The following is a 22,668-nucleotide window of genomic DNA, read 5'->3' as shown; positions in this document are numbered from 1 at the left end:
CGGAGGAGAAATGGCGCAACGCGGAGAACTGGTAGTTCTTGTGGATCCGGATGGCACGCCCATCGGAACCCGGGAAAAATCCACTGTCCACACCACGGACACGCCCCTGCACCTGGCGTTCTCCACGCATGTCTTCAACCGGGCCGGCCAGTTGCTGGTGACCCGCCGCGCCCTGGGCAAGCTCACCTGGCCGGGAGTATGGACCAATTCCTTCTGCGGACATCCGGGACCGGGAGAGTCGACCCAGGACGCGGTCCTGCGCAGGGCCGGCCGTGAACTCGGGCTTGTCCTCGATCCGGAACAGCTCACCCTTCGGCTGCCGGACTTCCGCTACCGGGCCGTGGACGCCTCCGGCATCGTGGAGCACGAGATCTGCCCGGTCTACACGGCCGTGACAGACGCGGACCCGGTGCCCGCGGCGGACGAAGTCATGGACTGGCAGTGGGCTGATCCGCTGGCCCTCGCCGAATCCGTACGGCTGACTCCCTGGGCGTTCAGCCCCTGGCTGGTGCTGCAGCTGCCCCTGCTTTATCCGCAGGTTTTCGCTGCCGGCAACTCTTCCCTGCCGGCGTAGCGGCGCGGCCAGCGCACCCACGGAGCCTCTGCGGGCCAGTGCGCGCGCAGGGTGTGGAACGCCCGTCGGAATCGCCGGCGAAGGTTCGCCGTTCCAATCAGGGCCCGCGGCGCCATTCCCACCACAAGGGACCGTTCAAAACGGCAGGCATACCGGTGGCCGAGGTGCAGGCTCAGGCAAACGTCGTCGTGCATCTCCGGGTCATGCCGGTGCACCTCGGAGCGAACCTGGTTCCACACCGATGTCCGCAGCGCCAGATTCGAGCCGAAAAGCGGCAGATGGCCCAGCGCCGAGCCCATCGCCAGGTAATATGAGCCCAGATACAGGACGCTGAGAAGGGCACCTGCCGGCTTGGGAAAACCGTAGAAGGAACCCGGTCCCGAAAGCGCTCCGAGGGCAGGCTTTGCGGCAAAGGATTCTGCTATCCGCTGAACCCAGTCCGCCGGCAGGAGACAGTCGGCGTCGCATCGGGCAATAATCTCGCCGGCCGCCGCGTCATACCCTGCGGCCGCCGCAGCCGGGATTCCAGGCTCCGCTTCGAAGACCACCCGGGCACCGAACCGGCGGGCCACTGCGGCGCTGGAATCGGTGCTGTTGTTGTCCACCACCACTACTTCGTGGGGTGAAATCGATTGCCCGGCGAGGGAGGACAGGCAGGCTTCCAGGGCGGCTGCGTCATTCAGGCAGGGAATCACCACGCTGACTGTGGGAAGGACGGCAGACATGGAGGAAGTCTAGCGCGCAGCTCTTCTTTCCCCCGCGCGGCAGCGGCCGGACGGCCCCGTTTAGCTGCACCCGGTGAGCGTGCTGCGATAGCGTGAGTCCATGATCGACGCACTCCTCCGCCGCCCCGCTGGTTCAGGAGAGTTCTTCGCCGACGGCGTCCGGCTGTTGTGCGTGTTTAGTCTCGCCGCTGCCGCCCTCTGGCACGGACCGGTGGATGTGGCCCTGTTCCTGCTGGTTCTCATGGGGACACTCGTTTCCCGTTGCCTGGACATTTCCCGGCTCTTTGACGGAATTTACGGCCTGACACTGCTGGCTGCGGCCTGGAGCAGTGTCCTGAATCTTTATGAGCGCGTGGGCTGGTGGGATCTTCCGGTGCATTTCGCCGCGACCGCCGTGATTGCCGCCATGACGTACTTCCTGCTCGCCAGGCTCGATGCGGTGCCCTTTCCGGCGGACCGTGCAGCGCCTGCCCTGGGACGTTTCACAGTTCCGGTCCTGGTCCTGTCCCTAGGGCTGGCGGTAAGTGTCCTGTGGGAACTCGGCGAATGGTGGGGACATTCCTACGTGGATTCCACCATCAACGTCGGTTACCAGGACACCATGGGTGATTTGGCTGCCGGCGGCCTTGGTTCGCTCCTTGCGGGAATCGTCATGAGCGTGTCGGCGCTCCGTTCGGGCACGCACGGCAGGTCAACGCTTCGGGAGAACCCGCGGCCGCTGCGCCGCCTTCGGAGCTGAGGAGCAGCACAGGAGAAGAGCCGGCGCCTCAGTGCGGCGCCGGCTCTTCCGTGAAATGCGTTAGGTGCAAAAGCTAGTTGCGGATGTACTTCTCATGGGCGCCATGGGCACGGGCCACCTCGGCGCGGATGTCCTCGATGTCCTTCACTTTGTCCCGGTACTTCTTGTCCATCTGGGAAATCTGCCGTTCCTCCTCGCAGAGGGCGGCGTAGATGCGCTCGCGTTCGCCCTCGTCTGCCGTGTAGGACAGGTCCAGATAGGCGTTGGCATGCCGGCGGGCGTTGTTGACGGCTGTTTGTGCCTTGCCCGCCGGGCTGACGAGCGAGCCGATGACCGTGATCACCAGGATGCCGATGATGACGCTGAGCGACAGTCCCGTGCTGATCTCAACAACCTCCACGTGCTGGCCGTTGTTGATGAAGCCGAGGGTGTTCTCATGCAGGGCGTGCAGCACCAGCTTCACGCCGATGAAGGCGAGAATTGCGGCCAGGCCAAAGGAGAGGTAGATCAGGCGGTCCAGCAGTCCGTCGATCAGGAAGTAGAGCTGACGCAGGCCCATAAGGGAGAAGGCCGTAGCGGTGAAGACAATGAAGGTGCTTTGGGTCAAGCCAAAGATCGCGGGGATGGAGTCCAGGGCGAACAGGATGTCGGTTCCGCCGATGGCCACCATCACCAGCAGCATGGGGGTCAGGACCTTCTTGCCGTTTTCCATCGTGAACAGCTTGTCGCCGTCGTAGTGGTCAGTGGTGGGAAGGACCCGCTTGGCGATGCGGATGATGAAGTTATTTGCTTCGTCCTTGTCCCCCTCCGGCTTGAGCAGGTTCCCGGCGGTAATCAGCAGGATCAGCCCGAAGATGTAAAACACCCAGGAGAAGGAGTTGATCAGTGCCGCGCCCAGGAAAATGAAGCCGGTGCGGGCAATCAGCGCAAACACGATGCCAAACAGCAGCACCTTCTGCTGATCCTCGCGCGGAACCCGGAAGCTGGCCATGATGATCAGGAAGACAAAGAGGTTGTCCACTGAAAGGGCCTTCTCGGTGATGTACCCGGCGAAGTATTCAGCGCCGTCCGTGGGTCCGCTGAAAACCAGGACCAGGATTCCGAAGAGAACGGCCAGGCCCACATAGATTGCCGACCAGACGGCGGCTTCCTTGAGCGTTGGAATGTGGGCCTTGCGGATGTGGAAGAAATAGTCGAAGGCCAGCAGGCCCAGAATGACGATGATCGTCACTCCCCAGATCAAGGGGGAAACAGTCATGGGTATCCACTTTCGTAGGGTCGTGAAAGAACCATAGGTCTCTCCGGCGCCCTTGTGAATGGGTGCCCGCCGCTTCCGGCTGGGGCTTCGGTGCCCAACGTGTTGACGGAAGTCGGCGAGGTGGATACTCCCCTACGAAGGGTTCAGTCTAACTGTACTTTCGCTGGTCTTGCCACTTCGGCGCGGCGACACCCAGCAGCGATAGGTCCGCAGGCGTGTCCACATCCCGCCCGTGGCCCAGGTCCGAACAGTCCACGACGTCGATCAGGGATGGATTGGCCTGCAGATAGGCACGGGCACCGGAGTCGCCGAAGGCCGTGCCTGCTGCTGCGGTTGCCAGTTCCGGGTCGAAAATGAGGGGATGCCCGCGGCGGAGAACGTTTGAGCCGCCCTGAAGGTAACCGGCCGCCGTGATGCGTCCGGTGCGGTGCGCTCCGATCAGGCGGGCGACGGCGGCGGCAGTGATGCCGGGCTGGTCGGCCAGGGCCACCAACAGGCCCGCAGTCTCCGGGTTGTCAGCCAGTGACGCTTCCACCCCGCAGCGGAAGGACGAGCCCAGGCCGCTCTGCCAGTCCGGATTCAGCATGGTGCGGGCAGCGCCCAGTTGAGCGAACTCACATACCTGGGGAGCCTGCGACCCCAGGACCACGGTGAGACCGGCACAGCCGCCATGGTCCAGCTGGGTGAGGATGTATTCGATCAGGGGCCTGCCCCGAAAGGACAACAACGCTTTGGGGCCAACCCCGAGACGGGCGCCCGCCCCGGCCGCCAGGACAAGTCCGGCTATCGGGGCAGGCACTGTATTTAGCCTTCGCAGTCCGAGCAGTACTTCATGCCGTTCTTCTCGAGGGCCACCTGTGAGCGGTGGCGAACGAGGAAGCAGGAGGCACAGGTGAATTCGTCATCCTGTGCAGGGACCACCCGAACCAGCAGTTCCTCGCCGGACAGGTCCGCGCCCGGGAGTTCAAAGTTCTCGGCGGCATCGGTCTCGTCCACGTCCACGGCGGTGGCGGACGGGGTCACACTGCGCTGGGCCTGCAGTTCTTCGAGGGAAGCCGTGGAGGCTCCGTCGTCCTCGGTCTTGCGCGGTGCGTCGTAATCAGTTGCCATTTTTGTTGGCTCACACTCCTTTTCTTCTGCTGTAACTTCGGATCCGGCCTCGATCGTAACGGATGGAAGGCGGGTCTCCTGCCATGCGGGCCAACAATCGGCCGATATTCGCCGCAGGCCGAATATGTGTGTTCTGCCACGTCAAACGCGCCCGGGACGCGACGAAGGGGCGCTCCGTTACCGGAGCACCCCTTCGGGGACATCACGCTGCCGTTAAACCGGCGCCCTCCCGCATCAGTGCAGCACCGATGCGGATATGAGGTTTACTTCTTGGGTTCGGGCTGCACCTCTGCGGGCGTCATGGTGTGCTGGCCGCCCGTCGTGAAGGAACCGTTGCCGGTGGCACTGGTTCCGCTGGCCTCGGCTGCGGCAGGGGTGGAACCGGACGCAGCGGCGGAGCTGCTGCTGGAACCGGCGGATGCGCTTGATGCCGGCTTTCCGGAATCGGAGGAGTGCGAGACCTTGTCCTTGGCCGTGGAAGCGACCTCGGTAACCTTTTCCTGCAGTCCCGGAGCCTTCTCCTTGGCCCAGTCGGTGCCATGGGAAACCGTGTCCTGAACCTTGGGGTCCTTCCACAGTTCCATCAGCTTTTCACGGCCGCCCTTGGAGCCGACCAGGTAGCCCACGCCCATACCGGCGAGAAATACGAACTTCTTAACCATGGTTTTCCTCAATCCTGCCCGCTAAGGGGCATTGCGAATACCGTCAGAACCGTTGTTCATATGCACACTACCGCCGTAAGCGGAAGAATCAACAGCAACCTTACTATGCTTGGCGGCTGCTGTGTTCACCCCGCCCGGGACCGGCATGCTGCGGCCCTGTTTCCCGGTCAGGAACCCATGAGGCGGGAGCGGATCAGGAACCGCTTGCCCTCCGGAGCTTCAACGGAAAACCCGCTCCCCCTGCCCGTGACAACGTCCACGGTCAGGTGCGTGTGCTTCCAGTATTCGAACTGTTCCAGGGACATCCAAAAGTCCAGACGCTCTCCGGGCGTCAGCTCGAAGGTTCCCAACAGGACATCCGCTTCCGAGGTAATGAAATCCCCGTCCGGATAGCACATGGGCGACGAGCCGTCACAGCAGCCCCCTGATTGGTGAAACATCAGCGGCCCGTGCTGTTCCCTCAGCTTCAGGAGGAGCTGCTGGGCTTCAACCGTCAGCGCTACCCGGGAGAAGTTCTCCCCGGGCAGCGTGACGGCAGCTTCCAGGACCGCTCCTGCTGGTAGTGCCGAAGAACCCCGGCCGCTTTCCTGGTTCGGCATCATCAGTACTGAACAACCACCCGTCCGTCGACCTTCCCGTGTTCCAGCTCATCCATCACGGCGTTGATTTCGTCGAGGGCCCGGGTGCTCACCTTTGGATGGATTAGGCCCCGGTCATAGAAGTCGATGGCCTCGGCGAGGTCCTGCCGGGTGCCCACGATCGAGCCGCGGATGGTCAGCCCCTTGAGCACAATGTCAAAGATCGGTGCCGGGAAATCTCCCGGGGGAAGACCGTTGAACACGATGGTTCCGCCGCGGCGGGCCATGCCGATAGCCTGACCGAAAGCGGAGGGATGCACGGCAGTGACCAGGACGGCATGGGCGCCGCCAATCTTGTCCTGGATGGCCTCAACGGGGTCCTCGTTGAGCGCGTTGACCACCACTTCGGCCCCGAAGGACTTGGCCAGCTCCAGTTTGTCGTCAGCGACGTCCACCGCGGCAACGCGCAAACCCATGGCTTTGGCGTACTGGACCGCAATGTGGCCCAGTCCACCGATTCCGGAGATCACCACCCACTGTCCGGGCCGGGCTTCGCTGACCTTCAGGCCCTTGTAGACGGTCACTCCGGCGCAGAGCACCGGCGCAATCTCCACCGGGTCCGCACCCTTGGGAATGCGGGCGGCGAATTTTGCGTCAACCAGCATGTACTCGCCAAAGGATCCGTTGACTGAGTAGCCGCCGTTCTGCTGCTGCTCGCACAGCGTTTCCCATCCGGTACGGCAGTATTCGCAGGCACCGCAGGCGGACCACAGCCACGCGTTGCCGACCATGTCTCCCACGGCAATGTCCGTCACGCCCTCTCCCACCGAGACAACTTCACCCACTCCTTCATGGCCGGGAATGAACGGCGGAGCGGGCTTGACCGGCCAGTCACCCTGGGCTGCATGCAGGTCGGTGTGACAGACGCCGGTGGTCACCAGCTTGACCAAAACCTGCCCGGGCCCCGGCTCCGGCACGCTCACATCCTCCACGCTCAGTTCCTTGCCCAGCTCGTTGACGACTGCTGCTTTCATCTGTGTCATTTTCGTGTCCGTTCCATAGATAAAGGGGTTTATCGGGCGTGGGACGAAGCAGCAGGCTTAGAAGAATCCCTGCTTGTTTTCGGCATAGCTGACCAGCAGGTTCTTGGTCTGCTGATAGTGGTCCAGCATCATGGCGTGGTTTTCGCGCCCGATGCCGGAGGACTTGTAGCCGCCGAAAGCCGCATGGGCGGGATAGGCGTGGTAGTTGTTCACCCAGACCCGGCCGGCCTGGATGTCCCGGCCTGCGCGGTAGGCCGTGTTCCCGTTGCGGGACCAGACCCCGGCGCCGAGGCCGTACAGGGTGTCATTGGCGATGGCCAGGGCCTCACCGTAGTCGGAGAACCGGGTCACGGACACTACCGGCCCAAAGATCTCCTCCTGGAAAATACGCATGTTGTTGGTGCCCTCGAACACCGTGGGCTGAACGTAGAAGCCGCCGGCGAGGTCGCCGTCGAGCATCAGCCGTTCACCTCCGGTGAGCACCTTTGCACCTTCCTGGGCAGCGATGTCCATGTAGGAGAGGATCTTCTCCAGCTGGTCATTGGAAGCCTGGGCACCCACCATGGTGTTGGTGTCCAGCGGGTTGCCCTGGATGATCTGTGCCGTGCGGGCAAGGGCGTCGGACATGAAGGAGTCATAGATTGATTCCTGGACCAGGGCCCGGGAGGGGCAGGTGCATACTTCACCCTGGTTCAGGGCAAACATGTTGAACCCTTCCAGCGCCTTGTCATAGAACGCGTCATCCTCCTGAGCGACGTCCGCAAAGAAGATGTTTGGGCTCTTGCCGCCGAGCTCCAGGGTGACGGGAATCAGGTTCTGTGAGGCGTACTGCATGATCAGGCGGCCGGTGGTGGTTTCCCCGGTGAAAGCGATCTTGCGGATCCGCTTGGAAGATGCCAGCGGCTTGCCGGCTTCCACTCCGAACCCGTTGACCACGTTGAGCACTCCGGCGGGCAGGATGTCCGAGATCAGCTCCATGAGCACCATGATCGAGGCCGGGGTCTGTTCGGCCGGCTTGAGGACAATTGCGTTGCCCGCGGCGAGCGCGGGGGCCAGCTTCCAGACGGCCATGAGGATCGGGAAGTTCCACGGAATGATCTGTCCCACCACACCCAACGGCTCATGGAAGTGATACGCCGTGGTGTTGTCATCAATCTGGGAGAGCGTGCCTTCCTGCGCGCGGACCGCTCCGGCGAAGTAGCGGAAGTGGTCCACTGCCAGGGGCATGTCCGCGGCGAGGGTCTCACGCACCGGCTTGCCGTTGTCCCAGGTTTCGGCGACGGCAAGCAGCTCAAGGTTTTCCTCCATGCGGTCCGCGATCCGGTTCAGGATCAGCGCCCGTTCGGCCACGGAGGTCTTGCCCCAGGACGGAGCCGCCTTGTGCGCTGCGTCCAGTGCCAGGTCGATATCCTCGGAGGTGCCCCGCGCAACTTCGCAGAACACCTTGCCCGTAATGGGAGAAACGTTCTCGAAGTAGCCGCCCTTGACCGGCGGCACCCACTCGCCGCCAATCCAGTTCTCGTATCGGGGTTTGAAGGAGAGCTTGGATCCCTCGGTGCCGGGCTGCGCATATACGGTCATGTTTGCTCCCTGAAGTCGTGACGTCGATGTCTGGCGTACCCCGAGAGTACGGAACCGGACGTTGCACGAAGGTTGCATGGCGAAAGGACAGCCGCGCCGCAGTGCCGTGCGGCGGCGTCGGGCATTATGGTTGCCTGAGTAAAGTATTCCTGGCCCCGAAGGAACGCGAATGACTCAGCTCCCGAATTCAGAACCCGCCGCAGCGGACCGCTATCTTCGTTACCGCTGGTGGGGTTTGGTGGCCATCAGCCTGGGCGTGGCCATCATCATCATGGACGCCACCATCGTGTCCGTATCCATTCCCTCGATCGTGGCTGACCTGGGGATTTCCAGCACGCAGATCCAGTGGGTGCAGGAAATCTACACCCTCCTCTTTGCCGCCCTGCTCCTGACCTGGGGCCGGATAGCGGACCGGGTGGGCCGGCGGCGGATCATGCTCATCGGCATCATCATCTTCATGGTGGCAAGCGTCCTGTGCGCATTTGCCGGCAGCGGCGGCCTGCTGATTGCCGGGCGTGCGCTCCAGGGACTCGGCGGATCGATGATCCTGCCCACCACGCTGGCACTGCTCAACGCCAACTTTACCGGCCGCGAGCGCGGAATCGCTTTTGCTGTCTGGGGCTCAACCATCGGCGGGATGGCAGCAGTTGGGCCGCTGCTCGGCGGATGGCTGACCGAGCACGCGAGCTGGCGGTGGGCGTTCGGAATCAACGTGCCAATCGGGATTCTCGTGGCCGTGGGACTCCTGCTGTTCGTGGCGGAATCCTCCGAACCCGTCACAGGTGCGCTCCAGCGCCTGGATATTGTGGGGGCACTGCTGTCCATTCTGGGGTTCGGCTCCCTGGTGTTCGGCTTGATCGAGGGCCGAAGCTACGGCTGGTGGAACGCCGACGACGACGCCCCCTTCACCGTGGGCAGCCTGTCGCCGGTTCCGCTGGCCTTCCTTGTTGCCGTTCTTGCACTGACCGCCTTCATCCTCTGGGAGCACAAGCGCACCAACGAGGGCAAAGGCGTCATCCTGGACCTCTCGCTGTTCCGGATTCCTTCCTTCGCCAACGGCAACGTCACGGCACTGATTGTCAGTTTCGGGGAATTCGGCCTGATTCTGTCGCTGCCGCTGTGGTTCCAGAACGTGCTGGGCTACTCGGCGTTTCAGGCAGGGCTGGCCCTGGTTCCCCTGGCCGTCGGTTCCTTCCTGGCCAGCGGCGCGGTGGCGGCACTCTCGCGCCGGCTCTCCCCCGTCCTGGTGGTCCGCATCGGCCTGGGCCTGGAAATCGTGGCCATCGCTTCGCTGGCCCTGCTGCTGCGCCCCGACAGCACGGCGTGGCTGACCTCGCCGATCCTGCTGGTTTACGGAATGGGCGTGGGGCTGGCAACCGCACAGCTCACGTCAGTGGTCCTGGCCGAGGTTCCGGTGGCCCGCAGCGGACAAGGGTCCGCAACTCAAAGCACCGCACGGCAGACCGGGTCCGCCCTGGGCATCGCTGTTTTGGGCACGGCGTTCTTCACCACGCTGAAGGAGGGCACCGAGTCCCGGCTGGCCGACGACGTGGGGGCGAACCCAATGCTGGCTCCCCTCGTGGACTCGGTCAACGCCAGCTCCGGCGGCAGCATCGCCGCTCTGGCCGCTGATCCGCAGACCGCCCCGATTGCCGATGCCGCCCGTGCAGCCATGACCGACGGCGCGTCCCTGGCCGGGTGGATTGCCGCTGCGGCCCTGCTGATTGGGCTGCTGACCAGTCTGCGGATCCGCCCGGTGTCGGGACCCCAGGCTCAGCCCGAGGACGGGCCGCAGGATGCCGCGCAAACCGACGGCGGGTCGCCGCCGCGGGACGGGGAACGACCGCGGCACGGCTAGCTGCTAGCCCAGCTCCCCTTCCAATCGCTCCAGATGGGCTGTAACGGAAGCCCGCCGGGGTGAGCGCTGCGGCAGCAGCCGCAGCGCCAGCGTCCAGGCTTCGACGTCGTTCCGTGTTTCAGGGAGCGACAGGTAGGACAGCAGCGAATCCGGACCCGCATCGGAGAGCATGGCCTCCCGGAGCACTGAACTGACCTCGCTGCGCAGCGCAGTAATGGCCGGAGCCTCGGAACGCGGCAGGACCGGCCCCCGGTACAGTTCCAGCGCCAGTCCGTACGCCCCCTGCTCCAGGTACCCCAGCACCTGCCGGGCATCGATCTGCAGCTCATGCGGCAGCCGGTAGGGGCGGGACTGCGGGATCAGATGGGGTTCCGGGGTGCCCTCGCTGTGTTTGCCCAGCAGGTTGCGCAGCCGCAGCATTTCCGCGCGGACGGTGCTGACGGAGGTGCGTTCCGGGTAGACCATTACGGAGAGTTCGTCGGAGGTGAGGCCCCCGGGGTGCAGCGCCAGCAGAGTCAGCAGCTCGGCGTGGCGGGTGCTCAGCGGAGCGGGCCGCCCCCCGACGTTCACCACAGCCTGGTCCCGGCCCAGAATCTGCAGGCTGTCCCGGCGCGGGAGCGCGGGCCGCACGGGACGCATTCCGCCGGTGCGGGCTGGGGCCGGCGCCGAATCCGAGGACGAACGGCGCGGTCGCGGGCGGATCCTGTTCCGGCCGGTGTTTTGCAGCCGTTCCACGCGCAGCTGGGTTTGAGCTGCCGCCACAGTGGCTTCCACCAGGGCCAGCGTGTGGGCCGCCACCGCCTGCTCACGGCCGGTGATGTCGACGACGCCAATCAGGGATCCGGTGTCCGGGTCACGGACCGGCACGGCGGTGCAACTCCAGGAATGGACCTGCCGGCTGAAATGCTCAGCCCCGGAAATCTGGACGCTTCGCCCCGAGGCCAGTGCCGTTCCCGGAGCGCTGGTGCCGATCGAAGGTTCGGACCAATCAGTGCCCGGGACAAAGAGCATGTCCTCCGCGCGGCGTCGCAGTTCTTCATCGCCGTCCACCCACAACAGGCGGCCCAGTTCATCACCCACCGCTACCAGCAGCCCGCTGTCCGTGCCCGGACGGACCAGCAGCTGCCGGATGACCGGCATGATGGATGCCAGGGGGTGGGAACTGCGGTATTCGGCCAGCTCCGGACCGCTGAACACTAGCCGGGGCACCGCTTTGTCCGGGTCTGTGTGGTGCTCCAGGGAGCGCTGCCAAGATTCCCGGACCGGCGGCCGCAGCCAGCGGCTCAGCCCATCGGGTGAGCCCAGAAGCTCATGGGCACGAAAAGCGTCATGCTGCATGGAGGCAGCCGTGCGCCGCGGCGGAACAAGAAAGTCCTGATTATGCACTGCCCCGACCTATCCACACTGATAAGGAGACCATTGAACACCGGCGTCATACCGGGTTCAGCACAGTCTACTCACGCGGCCTCCTCCCCTTCCATGGGCAGGAGGCCGCAGTGTGAAACCGGAGCAGGGGCCGCTACTGGCCGCGGGCGATGCGGACCATCTCTTCGCGGTCCACAACCTTGACCCGTTCGCGCACCAGTTCGCCCGTGGCGGGATCCGGGTGGACGTAGGAGGCACCCAAGCTCTTCTCATAGGCGTCCAGCTTCAGCCAGCCCTCCCAGGTGGTGTACTCCACACCGCGCTCTTCGAGCAGTTTGATGATGGAGTCTTCCTCCGGTTCCTCGGCGGAAGGCAGGTTCAGCCGGTCCTCCAGCAGGAAGCCGATGGTTTCCAGGGCGTCACCCTTGGTGTGCCCGATCAGTCCCACCGGGCCACGCTTGATCCAGCCTGTGGTGTAGATGCCCGGTACGGGATTGCCGGACTCATCGATGACGCGGCCTCCCTCGTTGGGGATGACGCCGCGGCGGGCGTCAAAGCCCACCTCGGGCAGTTCGGAACCGAAGTAGCCGATGGCCCGGTAAACGGCCTGCACCGGATAGTCAACAATCTCTCCGGTGCCGCGGGCATTGCCGGTTCCGTCCAGTTCATTGCGCTCGAACTTCATGCCGGCCACCTTGCCGGGGTTGGCGGGGTCGTCGTAGATCTCCACCGGGCTGTGCAGGAAGTGCAGGTGCAGCCGGCGCGAGGCGCCCGAGTCCTGTTCCTCGACCAGCCAGTTGGTCAGCGTGTTGACCATGGTCTTGGTCTGGTTGTTGGTGCGGATCTGCTCATCGGAGCCTTCGTCGAATTCGAAGTCTTCCGGGTAAAGCACAATGTCGACGTCGCGCGAATGCGAAAGCTCACGCAGTTCCAGCGGCGTGAACTTCACCTGGGCCGGGCCTCGGCGGCCAAAGATATGAACGTCCGTCACCGGGGACTTCTTCAGGCCCTCGTAGACGTTGTGCGGAATCTCGGTGGTCAGCAGGTCGTCGGCGTGCTTGGAAAGGATCCGGGCGACGTCGAGGGCCACGTTGCCGTTGCCGATAACGGCAACTTCCTTCGCGTCCAGTGGCCATTCACGCGGGACGTCGGGATGTCCGTCATACCAGGAGACAAAGTCGGCTCCGCCGAAGGATCCCTCCAGTTCCACGCCGGGGATGCTCATGTCAGCGTCCTTGATGGCACCGGTGGCGAAGATGATCGCGTCGTAGAAGTGCCGGAAGTCCGTAAGCGTGAGGTCCTTGCCGTAGTGCACATTTCCCAGGAAACGGATGTCCCCGCGGTCCATCACTTTGTGCAGTGCGTTCACGATGCCCTTGATCCGTGGGTGGTCGGGGGCAACCCCGTAACGGATCAGGCCATACGGCGCGGGGTACTTGTCGAAAAGGTCGATGCTGACCTCGAAGTCCCGTTCAGCTTTGGTGAGGATATCTGCGGCATAAACACCGGCGGGGCCAGCGCCGATAATGGCGACTCGCATGGGGCGCTGCGACCGGTCCGCGGCTGAATTAGACACTGATAGTCCTTCGTCTCGGGGGAAACCTCGTGCGGAATAACGCACAGTTTCCTATTCTAAATGCCGCGTACGACGGCGTCTAAACGGTTCGGTGCGAAGGTTGCCTCGGATGGCCGGCAGCTCCGGACTGCGACCTGTTTCAACCGCCTCCCGGATGGCGGGAATAGGCGGCCCGGGCGCCATGTTGTGGCTCACGTGTCTTCATCCAACGGAACAGGCGCCCAGCGCTCCGCATCCTTGTCCCAATCCGTCCGCCCTGCTCCGGGTGCGCCGGCAGCGCAGCCGCCGTCATCCGGCCGCAGCGAAACCACAACCGGAGTCCTCTTTGGTGCCGCTGCCTACGTGATGTGGGGGCTGCTGCCCCTGTACTTTGTCCTTCTGGTGCCGGCCGGAGCGGTGGAAATTGTTGCTTCCCGCATCGTTTTCTCGCTCGTGTTCTGCGCCGTACTTCTTACCGTCATGCGGTCCTGGAAGGCAACGACTGCGGCCGGACGTGATCTGCGGCTGGTGGGCACCCTGACCGGAGCCGCCGCGCTGATCGCCGTCAACTGGCTAACCTATGCCTGGGCGGTCCTGAATGAACACGCTGTGGAAGCAGCTCTGGGTTACTTCATTAACCCGCTGGTCTCCGTACTGCTGGGCGTCATCGTGTTCAAGGAAAAGCTGCGGCCGCTGCAGTGGGTGGCGATGGCCGTGGGATTCATTGCGGTACTGGTCCTGACCTTTGCCTACGGCACCGTCCCCTGGGTGGCACTGATCCTCGCCTTCAGCTTCGGCTTGTACGGGCTCGTCAAGAAGGGAGTGGGCGGAAAGGTGGATGCGGTCTCCAGCCTCACCATCGAAACCGCAGCTTTGACGCCTCTGTCCATCGGCGTCCTGATCTGGCTGATGGCCAGCGGGGAAGCAACCATCCTCTCCAACGGTGCGGGGCACTTCTGGCTGCTCGCCGCCTCCGGTATTTTCACAGCCGTTCCGCTCATCTTCTTTGGGGCAGCTGCACGCCGGCTGCCCTTGTCCACCATCGGAATGCTGCAGTATTTGGCCCCCACACTGCAGTTCATTATTGCCCTGGCCGTTCTCCACGAAGCCATGCCTCCGGAGCGCTGGGCAGGTTTCGGCCTGATCTGGGTGGCACTGGTCATCCTGTCGGTGGACATGATGGGTGGTCCCCGCCGCAACCGCGTTCTGCGGACCGCTGCGGCAACGCCAGCGGCAGCCGACTAGGATTTTTGGCAGTAAAAAGCCCCTGCAGCCCGGTTTCACCGGGTGGCAGGGGCTTTTTGCTGCCGCCGTATGTCTATCGCCGAGCTGCGGTTTGGCGCTGCCGCTGGACCACTGCAAGGGCTCCGGCTCCGGTCAGCGCCATCAGGGTTCCAATTCCACCGATGGCCAGTTCGGCTGCATTCGACCCGGTGGCGGCCAGTTCCACAGGTCCATCCGCTCCAGCCGGACCCTGCTGGGCGGCAAGGACCGTGACTGCCTGTTCCACGCTGAAGGTGCTCCAGCCGGCGAGGGCTCCGTCCCGGAACAGAGCCACCTTGTGCTCACCGGCTGCCAAAACGGCAGGAACCCCGGCCGCAAGCGAGCCGCCGGCATCTGCAGTGAGCGTGCCCAGAGTGACCCCTGCGGAGGAAATCACCACGTCATAAGCTGCGCCGGCTTCAAGGCCGGAGATTCGCAGCCTGCTGCCGGAAGCAACTGCGCTCACGTTGCCCTGGGTCGATGCAGTGAGGAGCGAGCCCCGCCCGGAAACAACCTCTTCAACAGTGGCAACGGGGACTGAAGCCCGGGCCTCTGCCTGTTCTGCGGCCAACTGCACGTCCTTTTCGGCGGCGGCCTTTGCAGCGGCTTCGGCCGCAGCATCCTGAGCCGCGGCATCCTGAGCTGCCTTCTCAGCCGCAGCTTCCTGTGCGGCAACTTCCTGAGCTGCCTTTTCCGCCGCAGCTTCCTGTGCGGCCGCTTCCTGAGCCGCCTTTTCTGCGGCAACTTCCTGTGCGGCAACTTCCTGAGCTGCCTTTTCTGCGGCAACTTCTTGTGCAGCCTTCTCAGCCGCAGCTTCTTCCGCAGCAGCACGAGCGGCAGCCTCCTGAGCTGCCTTTTCGACCTCAGCCTCCTGTGCTGCCGCTTCCTGTGCCGCCTTTTCTGCAGCGGCCTCCTGAGCTGCCTTGTCAGCCGCAGCCTGAGCCGCAGTCTCCTGAGCTGCCTTTTCCGCCGCAGCTTCCTGGGCCGCTGCTTCCTCAGCAGCAGCACGGGCCGCAGCCTCCTGAGCTGCCATTTCTGCCGCAGCCTCCTGTGCAGCCGCTTCCTGTGCGGCCTTTTCCGCCGCAGCTTCCTGTGCCGCTGCTTCCTCAGCAGCAGCACGGGCCGCAGCCTCCTGAGCCGCCTTTTCGACGGCAGCCTCCTGTGCCGCAGCCTCCTGTTCTGCCTGTGCAGCCGCTTCCTGGGCTGCCTTTTCAGCAGCAACCTGAGCCGCTGCTTCCTCAGCAGCAGCACGGGCCGCAGCCTCCTGAGCCGCCTTTTCGGCGGCGGCACGAGCGGCAGCTTCACGCGCTGCCGCCTCTTCCTCCGGTGAGACTGCGTACTGGCCAAACTTGGCGGTGGCCAGATACGCACCCCGATTGGGGCCAGCGGTCAGCTGGACCGCGCCGAGTCCGATGTCCGTGTCCGCGGCTCCCAGCATGTTCGCACGGTGTGCGGGCGAATTCACCCACCAGGTGAAGGCCTCATCGGCGCTCATGTTCCAGACGATGTTTTCGTGGAAGGCATAGGAGCCCGGGCTGTGCCGGAAGGCACCGGCGCCGTGAATGTTGGCCAGATCCGCTGACTGCTGGGTCCAGGACTGCGATTCCGCAGCCATCTGGTCATTCCATCGCAGCGGTGCCAGCGCATGCTGCGCCCGATAATCATTGATCAGGGCGTACAGGCGTTGCGCGAACTGCGCATCCCCGGAGCTGCTTGCGGAGGCTGACGGGATTGAGATCACCGCGGTCGTAAGTGCAATGGCAAGCGCCGCGAAGACGCTCACAAGTTTCTTTATGCGCATAGGGCATCCTTATGCCTCGAGACCCAGTGAAAACACCGAAGCCGGAACGTGCGCAGCTTCCCCAAAAGCTGCGGTGCCCGGCAAAAAGGGCGAGGCAACCCAGTGAATTTACCGCAGGGGTCACTTGATCAACAAGGGAACCATCATTATCACCAGTAACAATGCCAACAAACTGGACACGCGGGACTGTGATGAATATGGCACGAGCAGACCAAGCTCGGGCCGTGGACATCTTTAGCCTCCGCTGATCCGAGAAATCTGATGGCCGTCCAACCCGTCACAATCGGACCTGTGGTCAGCCTGCCGGCATTCCTCGTGCAGCTAGCGGGGCTATCGAAAATCGCTCGTGCAGCTGACGGGCCTAAAGGGGCTCAAACGGGGAGTTTGAGCCCCTCAGCTGCCCGAAGGATTCCGCCGAACAAGTTTTGAGCCCGTCAGCTGCCCGAAGGATTCCCAGGGCGAGGATTTACTGCTCCGAAGCCTGCCGCGAGGCGCCCTTCCGCAGGGTTTCACCGCGGAAATATCCCGGGTTGCGCCAATACATCAGCAGCATCAACACGGCGCCGAGGGCAATGACTCCGGTCCCCAGAATGAACACCAGCCCAACACCGCCGATGGACGAGCCGGACCCGTAGTCCGGGTCCAGGGAATCCACCGCCGTCTTGAGGAACATGACGAACAGGATGACGGCGCCAATCAGCGGGGCGAGGAATTTCAGCAGGAAGCTGCGCAGCGAGCTGAACGCTTCCGCCCGGAAGAACCAGACACAGGCCAGTGCCGTAATGCCGTAGTAGAAGCAGATCATCAGGCCCAGGGCGGTAATCGTGTCCCAAAGCGCGTTTTCCGAAAGCAGCCGGGTGAGCGTGTAAAAGCCGGCGGCGGCGATGGCGGAGGCCACCGTGGCGTAGCCCGGTGATTTGTGGACCGGGCTGATGCTGCCGAACCGCCGGGGCAGGGCACGGTAGTGGCCCATGGCCAGCAGCGTGCGTGCCGGTGACACGAAGGTTGACTGCAGCGACGCGGCCGAGCTGCTGAGGATGGACAGGGACATGAGGATCGCGAACGGCCCCATGACCGGTCCGGCCAGCACGGCAAAGATGCTTTCCTGGTTGTCCGGGTTTCCTGCCCCCAATTCACCCTCGCCCACTCCGGCATAGGACAGCACGGCAAGGGACACCATCATGTAGACCAGCACAATCACAAACACGGTCACCGTGGCGGCGCGCCCGGGGGTCTTGTCCGGGTCCTTCGTTTCCTCGTTCATGGTCAGGGTGACGTCCCAGCCCCAGTACACAAAGATGGACAGTGACACTCCCGCTGCGAAGCTGGAGAAGGAGTCCACGGCGAAGGGGTTGAACCATTCGGCAGTGATGGGAGTGGCGTCAAATGCCGTTCCGGCTCCCACATGAATAAACGCTGCCACGGAGAACCAGCCCAGAACCAGCAGCTGGAACCCCACCAGGACGTATTGGAAGACCTTGGTGGTTTCCAGCCCGCGGTAGGAAATCCAGCAGGCGCCGGCAATGAAGATGCATGTGGTGAGGATATTCAGGGGCAGATTGGTGGTCAGATCGGCAAGGGAGTCATTGCCGGTGACCTGCGCGAGCATGAGGTAGAAGAAATCCACGGCCACGGCTGCAAGGTTGGAGAGCACGATGATGGTCGCCGCAATCAGCCCCCATCCACCCATCCAGCCGATCCACGGACCGAAGGCACGCGTGGCCCAGGTGAAGGAGGTGCCCGAATCCGGCATGGCGTTGTTCAGTTCCCGGTAGCCCAGGGCCACCAGGATCATCGGAATAAAGCCCACCAGGAAGATGGCCGGCAGCTGCACGCCCACCTCGGAGACGGTTGGGCCCAGGCCCGCGGTGAGCGTGTACGCCGGCGCGATGCAGGACACTCCGATCACCACCGCCCCGAGCAGGCCCACTGTTCCGGACTTCAGGCCCTTGCGGCTGAGTCCGCCGGCTGCACCTTCCCGGCCGGGAAGTACTTTGCTGGAGCTCATTCGGTCACCTCTGTGGGGCTGGATGTGCCGCCGGCCCGGAAATTCCGGGGCACTACGACCATGGGGACGGGGAGGCTGCGCAGCACTTTGCTGGCAGTGGGTCCCAGGAAAAGCTGGTTGTTTGCGGCCAGCCTGCTGGAACCGATAAGCATGATGTCGCCGTCGTCGAAGTCCAGATCGTCTACGGCATTTTCGATGGTGCGGCCGGAGGCGACGACGGCGGTAACCTGGCACCGTCCGGCAGCCAGCTCCCGGGCACGGGCCAGGCGGTCCTGGGCGTGCAGCCCTGCCTCCAGCACGGTGTTTTCATCCCGGGACGGCGCATCAAGGGCAACCAGTGAGACCAGGCGCAGGGGCAGCCCGCTGCGCGCAGCGGTCTGCACCGCGGTTTCCAGGACATCTTCGGCACCGCGGCGGTTGCCCACCGCGCAGGTGATCCGGGTCAACGGCTCGGTCCGGCTGTAGCCGTGCGGAGCCAGCGCCACCGGAACCTGCGCGGCGTGCAGCAGGGCATTGGCCACGCTGCCGACCGTGAAGCGCTTGAAGATGCCGTTGCTCGAGGCGCCCACCACGATCAGGCCGGCGCCCAGTTCATCCGCGGCATCGATGAGCCCGTGGGCATCGGAGTCGGCGTTGCGGATGTATCCGGCGGCGCGGACGTCGTCGGGCACCTGGGCCAGCCCGTCGGACAACCACTGTTCCAGCTGTTCTTCCAGCAGGTCCCGGTACCCGCTTTCGGGCGGATAGACGGCTGTGTAGGGAGAGTGCACCGGGTCAACCATGACCAGGTCCAGCTCCGCATCCTGGGTCCGGGCCAGGGCTGCAGCCAGGTTCAGGGCATCCCGTCCCCGTTCGTTGGCGGTGTATCCGACGACGTAGCGCATGGGCGTGCCTTAGCCCTTGCCGGGGTCTGAGACGAGGATGCGCTCGGCGGTGAGCTGGCCCATCCGGACCGCGCCGTCCACGTGCTGGTACCCCTCGGCCGCGAGATCGGAGGAAGACCAGTAGATGGGGCCCACCGGCTTGAGCTGATCCGGTCCGTAGCGGTGCAGGCCGCCGAGGTCATAACTGGCCGCGTAGGCTCCGCGCGTCCATTCCTCCGAACCCCAGTCCGATTCGTAATAGACCTCGGGCGTCAGCGCCTCGTCGCCCAGGAACGCGGCCAGGGAGGCCAGGACGGCCTTGCGGCGGTCCTCAGCCGACAGCTCGAACATCCGGTCGGCCTTCTCATCGGAAATGAAGCCGACCAGGGTGCCGCGCGGGTCCTCGTGGTTGGTGTTGTCATAGATTTCCTGGACCAGCTCGCCGGCACCGAAGCAGGTGCCGGACAGTCCGGCTTCCCGCCAGAAGGGGGTTGAGTACACGGCGTGGACCTTGATGACCAGGCCCAGGGACTGGTGCTGGTGCATCTGGTGCTGGCGGCGCGGCAGCGGCGGGTCGAAGGAGACCCGGGAATACAGGTTCGGCGGCACAGCCATGACGGCACGGCGGGCGTGAACGGTGACATTGTCGGCAACGGCGGTCACGCCGTGGTGCGCGGTGCCGTCCTCCCCCGGCCAGCGCAGGAAGCGTACGGGGGCCGAGAGGACGACGTCGTCGCCCAGGTCTGCGGCCATGCGCTCGGATACCTGCTGCATTCCGCCCGACACACGGCGGTCCAGGATGAAGTCCTCATCCACCAGGTTGGAGAAGGAGCCGGCGGAGGCGGCCATCAGCAGCGCCTGCAGGGCGGAGAAGGCATGGGCGGGCTTGGTGAGCATGCCGCCGGCTACGAACAGTCCGATGTTGTTGCACGCTTCTTCATCTGCGGACTGCTCGCGGAGCCAGTGATGGAAGGAGATGGTGTCCAGTTCCCGGGCACGGGGGTGGTTCCAGGGTGCTGCCGGATCCGTTTCCGCGGCCAGCCCGTCCAGGAGCTCGATGAGCCGGAGCATTTCCTTTTCCGTCTCAGCGTTCACCGGGAAAATCTCACCGGTATAGGTGCTGCGCGTCCCGTCCGGGGCAATGTAGACGGACTCGCCGGAGCGGTAGCGTTCGAAAGTTTCCAGGCCCAGTTCCTCAATGAGGGCAATCAGGGCTGTCTGGTCGGGAGAAACCCACTGGCCGCCGATTTCCAGCATGGCGCCGTCGATGGTGTCCGTCCAGGTCCGTCCACCCACCCGGTCGCGGGCTTCCAGTACGGCCACGCTCAGGCCTGCGGCCTTCAGCTTCCGGGCCGCGCTCAGGCCCGAGGGCCCGGCTCCAATAATTACAACGTCACGTTCCAGCGTTTTCACGGTGTCCTTTCCCGCGGCCGGGAGGCCGCCGATCTTCCAGTAAATGAATGTTATTCATTTACTGGAAGAACTGTAGCGTGCGTCACGTGCACAGGGAAGCCGGTCCGCGGACGCAATCTCCCGTGTGACACCATGAAGACCTGTACCGCCGAAGGGAAAAGGGCACATGACAAGGGACGAAAGCCGCCGCAGGAGTGCCGGACGGCCGGTGAAACGGGTCCTTTCGCAGGAGCGGATTGTGACGGCGGCTCTGGCTGTCATCTCCTCCGGCGGGTACGGAGCCCTCACCATGTCCGCGCTGGCCCGCCGCCTGGGGGTGGCGCCGTCCGCCCTGTACAACCACGTGGAATCCAAGCAGGAAGTGCTGCGCTGGCTGCAGGACTACGCGATGTCCTCAGTGGATGTGTCCGGGTTTTCCAGCCTGCCCTGGGACGAGGCGCTGCGCGAGTGGGCGCGCTCCTACCGGAACGTTTTTGCCCGGCATACGCCGCTGATTCCGGTCATTGCCGTGCTGCAGGTCAGCGGCGCTCCGCGAACGCTCGCGATGTACGAGACAGTTGCGGCAGGATTGGAACGTGCGGGCTGGCCGGCGAACCAGATAGTGCCCGCCATCGTGGCGCTGGAATCCTTTATTTACGGCTCGGCGTACGACGCCGGGGCTCCCGCGGACATTTTCGACACCGGTACGCTGGCGGCGGACAGCCCGCATTTCACCGCTGCAGTGCAGCAACAGTCGGGCCGCGCCGAAGGACGGGCCGCCGATACCGCTTTCGAAGCGGGGCTGGACGCGCTGGTGACGGGTCTGGGCAGCCGCGCCGGACTCCGGGCGGAGTCCGGCGCGGCCTGAGCCTCCCAGCGGGAGGAACCGGCGGGTCAGGCCTGGGCGCGGACAGCTGCTTCCAGCACGTCCAGGGCGTCCGCCAGCAGTTCCTCACCGATGACCAGCGGCGGGAGCAGGCGCACCACGTTGCCGTACGTGCCGCAGGTCAGGATGATGACACCCTCGGCCAGGCAGGCCGCGGCAACGGCCTTGGTGATGTCTGCGTCCGGCGTCTTGGTCCCGGGCTTTACGAATTCCAGCGCCAGCATGGCACCGCGGCCGCGGACCTCGCCGATCACGCCGGTCTCTTCCGCCAGCTGCCGCAGGCGCGGAACCGCCAGTTCCTCGATCCTGCGGGCACGGCCGGCCAGGTCAGCGGTCTCCATGGTCTCGATGGCTGCCAGTGCCGCGGCGCAGGCAACCGGGTTGCCGCCGTAGGTTCCGCCCAGGCCGCCCGCGTGGACGGCGTCGAGCAGTTCCGCCCGGCCGGTCACGGCTGAAAGCGGCATGCCGCCGGCAATGCCCTTGGCCATGGTCAGGATGTCCGGAATGACGCCCTCGTGCTGCACGGCGAACCATTCGCCGGTGCGGCAGAAGCCGGACTGCACTTCATCGGCAATGAAGACGATTCCCTTGGACTTGGCCCATTCGGCCAGCCGCGGCAGGAAGCCTTCGGCCGGAACAATGAAGCCGCCCTCGCCCTGGATCGGCTCGATCAGGATGGCCGCCGTCTGGTCCGCGCCGATCTGCTTTTCAATGGCCAGGATGACCCGGTCCGCTGCTTCGGTGCCGGTGATCTCCGGATTTTCCTCGCGGAACGGGTAGCTCATGGGCATCCGGTAGATCTCGGAGGCGAACGGCCCGAATCCGGTCTTGTACGGCATGGCCTTGGCAGTGAGCGCCATGGTGAGGTTGGTACGGCCGTGGTAGGCGTGGTCAAAGGCGACGACGGCGTCACGGCCGGTGGCGGACCGGGCAATCTTGATCGCGTTTTCCACGGCTTCGGCACCGGAGTTGAAGAGCACGGTGCGCTTTTCATGGTCCCCGGGAGTGACTTCGTGCAGCTTTTCGGCCAGCGCAATGTAGCCCTCGTAGGGGGTCACCATGAAGCAGGTGTGGGTGAAGTGCTCCACCTGGTCCTTGACGGCGCCAACGACGGCGGGGTCCGAGGCACCCACGCTGGTCACGGCAATGCCGGAGCCCAGGTCAATAAAGGAGTTGCCATCCACGTCGCGGATGATCCCGCCGTCGGCATCGGAGACATATACCGGCACCGAGGAGGCAACCCCCTTGGCCACCACGGCCGACCGGCGGCGGTTCAGTTCAGCGGACTTGGGTCCGGGGAAGGTGCCGTTGATACTGCGCTTCTGTTCCAGCCGGTAGGCGGGTGAGACGGCTTGGGTGCTCATGGGTTGTGCCTTTCAAACGGTGCTGCGGGTTATTGGTGGTGCG

20 protein-coding genes are annotated in these 22,668 nt (G+C 64.4%); 5 read left to right on the top strand and 15 right to left on the bottom strand.

Annotation, left to right across the window (positions count from 1 at the left end; translation table 11 throughout):
* Nucleotides 1-10 precede the first annotated feature (10 nt).
* Nucleotides 11-574, top strand: a complete 564-nt coding sequence (idi, locus tag ACIQXM_RS10065; protein ID WP_400931027.1) for an isopentenyl-diphosphate Delta-isomerase — start codon at nucleotides 11-13, stop codon at nucleotides 572-574.
* Here idi and ACIQXM_RS10060 read toward each other — a convergent pair.
* Nucleotides 529-1,299, bottom strand: a complete 771-nt coding sequence (locus ACIQXM_RS10060; RefSeq protein WP_400931025.1) for a glycosyltransferase family A protein — start codon at nucleotides 1,297-1,299, stop codon at nucleotides 529-531. The two genes, idi and ACIQXM_RS10060, sit on opposite strands and share 46 nt — an antisense overlap.
* A 100-nt stretch (nucleotides 1,300-1,399) precedes the next feature.
* On the opposite strand from ACIQXM_RS10060, the gene ACIQXM_RS10055 reads away from it, so the two are divergent.
* Nucleotides 1,400-2,038 carry a hypothetical protein gene (locus tag ACIQXM_RS10055; RefSeq protein ID WP_400931023.1) on the top strand — a complete coding sequence of 213 codons (639 nt, stop codon included), beginning with the start codon at nucleotides 1,400-1,402 and terminating at the stop codon, nucleotides 2,036-2,038.
* 73 nt (nucleotides 2,039-2,111) lie between these two features.
* Here ACIQXM_RS10055 and ACIQXM_RS10050 read toward each other — a convergent pair whose 3' ends face one another.
* From ACIQXM_RS10050 to ACIQXM_RS10020, 7 genes are all read right to left on the bottom strand, one after another.
* Nucleotides 2,112-3,296: a TerC family protein gene (locus ACIQXM_RS10050; RefSeq protein WP_400931021.1), complete on the bottom strand. Its 1,185-nt coding sequence runs from the start codon at nucleotides 3,294-3,296 to the stop codon at nucleotides 2,112-2,114.
* 148 nt (nucleotides 3,297-3,444) lie between these two features.
* Entirely contained in the window at nucleotides 3,445-4,095 is a 651-nt protein-coding gene (locus ACIQXM_RS10045) for an NTP transferase domain-containing protein (RefSeq protein ID WP_400931019.1), read from the bottom strand.
* 5 nt (nucleotides 4,096-4,100) lie between these two features.
* The gene (locus ACIQXM_RS10040) at nucleotides 4,101-4,406 is read right to left on the bottom strand and encodes a DUF4193 domain-containing protein (protein WP_400931017.1); all 306 of its coding nucleotides are present in this window, start codon (nucleotides 4,404-4,406) and stop codon (nucleotides 4,101-4,103) included.
* A 263-nt stretch (nucleotides 4,407-4,669) separates the two neighbouring features.
* On the bottom strand, nucleotides 4,670-5,068 hold the full coding sequence (locus tag ACIQXM_RS10035) for a hypothetical protein (RefSeq protein ID WP_400931015.1): 399 nt from the start codon (nucleotides 5,066-5,068) through the stop codon (nucleotides 4,670-4,672).
* 167 nt (nucleotides 5,069-5,235) lie between these two features.
* The gene (locus ACIQXM_RS10030) at nucleotides 5,236-5,670 is read right to left on the bottom strand and encodes a DUF779 domain-containing protein (protein WP_400931013.1); all 435 of its coding nucleotides are present in this window, start codon (nucleotides 5,668-5,670) and stop codon (nucleotides 5,236-5,238) included.
* The gene (adhP, locus tag ACIQXM_RS10025; RefSeq protein ID WP_400931880.1) at nucleotides 5,670-6,680 is read right to left on the bottom strand and encodes an alcohol dehydrogenase AdhP; all 1,011 of its coding nucleotides are present in this window, start codon (nucleotides 6,678-6,680) and stop codon (nucleotides 5,670-5,672) included. Before adhP ends, ACIQXM_RS10030 begins: the two co-directional genes overlap by 1 nt.
* A 66-nt stretch (nucleotides 6,681-6,746) precedes the next feature.
* Nucleotides 6,747-8,270 carry an aldehyde dehydrogenase family protein gene (locus ACIQXM_RS10020; protein WP_400931011.1) on the bottom strand — a complete coding sequence of 508 codons (1,524 nt, stop codon included), beginning with the start codon at nucleotides 8,268-8,270 and terminating at the stop codon, nucleotides 6,747-6,749.
* A 169-nt stretch (nucleotides 8,271-8,439) separates the two neighbouring features.
* On the opposite strand from ACIQXM_RS10020, the gene ACIQXM_RS10015 reads away from it, so the two are divergent.
* A complete protein-coding gene (locus ACIQXM_RS10015; protein WP_400931009.1) occupies nucleotides 8,440-10,128 on the top strand; it encodes a DHA2 family efflux MFS transporter permease subunit in 1,689 nt (562 codons plus the stop codon).
* 3 nt (nucleotides 10,129-10,131) lie between these two features.
* Here ACIQXM_RS10015 and ACIQXM_RS10010 read toward each other — a convergent pair whose 3' ends face one another.
* Together ACIQXM_RS10010 and ACIQXM_RS10005 are read right to left on the bottom strand one after the other, a co-directional pair.
* On the bottom strand, nucleotides 10,132-11,514 hold the full coding sequence (locus ACIQXM_RS10010; RefSeq protein ID WP_400931007.1) for a GAF domain-containing protein: 1,383 nt from the start codon (nucleotides 11,512-11,514) through the stop codon (nucleotides 10,132-10,134).
* Nucleotides 11,515-11,647: 133 nt separating this feature from the next.
* Nucleotides 11,648-13,069, bottom strand: a complete 1,422-nt coding sequence (locus tag ACIQXM_RS10005; RefSeq protein WP_400931005.1) for an FAD-dependent oxidoreductase — start codon at nucleotides 13,067-13,069, stop codon at nucleotides 11,648-11,650.
* A 195-nt stretch (nucleotides 13,070-13,264) separates the two neighbouring features.
* Here ACIQXM_RS10005 and rarD point away from each other — a divergent pair, with 195 nt between their 5' ends.
* Nucleotides 13,265-14,293 (top strand): EamA family transporter RarD, encoded by a 1,029-nt coding sequence (gene rarD / locus ACIQXM_RS10000; protein ID WP_400931003.1) that lies wholly within the window; start codon nucleotides 13,265-13,267, stop codon nucleotides 14,291-14,293.
* A 73-nt stretch (nucleotides 14,294-14,366) separates the two neighbouring features.
* Here the strand turns inward: rarD and ACIQXM_RS09995 are convergent, their stop codons facing one another.
* The 4 genes from ACIQXM_RS09995 to ACIQXM_RS09980 all read right to left on the bottom strand — a co-directional run bounded on the left by ACIQXM_RS09995 (nucleotide 14,367) and on the right by ACIQXM_RS09980 (nucleotide 20,396).
* Nucleotides 14,367-16,112: a CAP domain-containing protein gene (locus tag ACIQXM_RS09995; RefSeq protein ID WP_400931001.1), complete on the bottom strand. Its 1,746-nt coding sequence runs from the start codon at nucleotides 16,110-16,112 to the stop codon at nucleotides 14,367-14,369.
* 466 nt (nucleotides 16,113-16,578) lie between these two features.
* Nucleotides 16,579-18,120 carry an APC family permease gene (locus ACIQXM_RS09990; RefSeq protein ID WP_400930999.1) on the bottom strand — a complete coding sequence of 514 codons (1,542 nt, stop codon included), beginning with the start codon at nucleotides 18,118-18,120 and terminating at the stop codon, nucleotides 16,579-16,581.
* A complete protein-coding gene (locus tag ACIQXM_RS09985; protein WP_400930997.1) occupies nucleotides 18,117-19,004 on the bottom strand; it encodes a universal stress protein in 888 nt (295 codons plus the stop codon). Before ACIQXM_RS09985 ends, ACIQXM_RS09990 begins: the two co-directional genes overlap by 4 nt.
* A 9-nt stretch (nucleotides 19,005-19,013) precedes the next feature.
* Nucleotides 19,014-20,396 carry a flavin monoamine oxidase family protein gene (locus tag ACIQXM_RS09980; protein ID WP_400930995.1) on the bottom strand — a complete coding sequence of 461 codons (1,383 nt, stop codon included), beginning with the start codon at nucleotides 20,394-20,396 and terminating at the stop codon, nucleotides 19,014-19,016.
* 166 nt (nucleotides 20,397-20,562) lie between these two features.
* Here ACIQXM_RS09980 and ACIQXM_RS09975 point away from each other — a divergent pair, with 166 nt between their 5' ends.
* Nucleotides 20,563-21,243 (top strand): TetR/AcrR family transcriptional regulator, encoded by a 681-nt coding sequence (locus tag ACIQXM_RS09975; RefSeq protein ID WP_400930993.1) that lies wholly within the window; start codon nucleotides 20,563-20,565, stop codon nucleotides 21,241-21,243.
* A gap of 26 nt (nucleotides 21,244-21,269) precedes the next feature.
* Here the strand turns inward: ACIQXM_RS09975 and gabT are convergent, their stop codons facing one another.
* Nucleotides 21,270-22,625: a 4-aminobutyrate--2-oxoglutarate transaminase gene (gene gabT / locus ACIQXM_RS09970; RefSeq protein WP_400930991.1), complete on the bottom strand. Its 1,356-nt coding sequence runs from the start codon at nucleotides 22,623-22,625 to the stop codon at nucleotides 21,270-21,272.
* Between the last annotated feature and the right edge of the window lie 43 nt (nucleotides 22,626-22,668).

The sequence above is a fragment of the Arthrobacter sp. NPDC097144 genome, assembly GCF_044762205.1.
Lineage (GTDB): Bacteria > Actinomycetota > Actinomycetes > Actinomycetales > Micrococcaceae > Arthrobacter_B.
Note: the sequence above shows the minus strand (reverse complement) of the source record. Positions and strands in the feature narration are given on the sequence as shown.

Excerpts from the sequence above, each read along its gene's own strand:
- gabT (WP_400930991.1), bottom strand. The coding sequence starts at position 22,625 with ATGAGCACCCAAGCCGTCTCACCCGCCTACCGGCTGGAACAGAAGCGC.
- ACIQXM_RS10030 (WP_400931013.1), bottom strand. The coding sequence starts at position 5,670 with ATGATGCCGAACCAGGAAAGCGGCCGGGGTTCTTCGGCACTACCAGCA.
- ACIQXM_RS10015 (WP_400931009.1), top strand. The coding sequence starts at position 8,440 with ATGACTCAGCTCCCGAATTCAGAACCCGCCGCAGCGGACCGCTATCTT.
- ACIQXM_RS10060 (WP_400931025.1), bottom strand. The coding sequence starts at position 1,299 with ATGTCTGCCGTCCTTCCCACAGTCAGCGTGGTGATTCCCTGCCTGAAT.
- ACIQXM_RS10020 (WP_400931011.1), bottom strand. The coding sequence starts at position 8,270 with ATGACCGTATATGCGCAGCCCGGCACCGAGGGATCCAAGCTCTCCTTC.
- ACIQXM_RS09975 (WP_400930993.1), top strand. The coding sequence starts at position 20,563 with ATGACAAGGGACGAAAGCCGCCGCAGGAGTGCCGGACGGCCGGTGAAA.
- ACIQXM_RS10055 (WP_400931023.1), top strand. The coding sequence starts at position 1,400 with ATGATCGACGCACTCCTCCGCCGCCCCGCTGGTTCAGGAGAGTTCTTC.
- ACIQXM_RS10035 (WP_400931015.1), bottom strand. The coding sequence starts at position 5,068 with ATGGTTAAGAAGTTCGTATTTCTCGCCGGTATGGGCGTGGGCTACCTG.
- adhP (WP_400931880.1), bottom strand. The coding sequence starts at position 6,680 with ATGAAAGCAGCAGTCGTCAACGAGCTGGGCAAGGAACTGAGCGTGGAG.
- ACIQXM_RS09990 (WP_400930999.1), bottom strand. The coding sequence starts at position 18,120 with ATGAGCTCCAGCAAAGTACTTCCCGGCCGGGAAGGTGCAGCCGGCGGA.
- idi (WP_400931027.1), top strand. The coding sequence starts at position 11 with ATGGCGCAACGCGGAGAACTGGTAGTTCTTGTGGATCCGGATGGCACG.
- ACIQXM_RS09995 (WP_400931001.1), bottom strand. The coding sequence starts at position 16,112 with ATGCGCATAAAGAAACTTGTGAGCGTCTTCGCGGCGCTTGCCATTGCA.
- ACIQXM_RS09985 (WP_400930997.1), bottom strand. The coding sequence starts at position 19,004 with ATGCGCTACGTCGTCGGATACACCGCCAACGAACGGGGACGGGATGCC.
- ACIQXM_RS10040 (WP_400931017.1), bottom strand. The coding sequence starts at position 4,406 with ATGGCAACTGATTACGACGCACCGCGCAAGACCGAGGACGACGGAGCC.
- ACIQXM_RS10050 (WP_400931021.1), bottom strand. The coding sequence starts at position 3,296 with ATGACTGTTTCCCCCTTGATCTGGGGAGTGACGATCATCGTCATTCTG.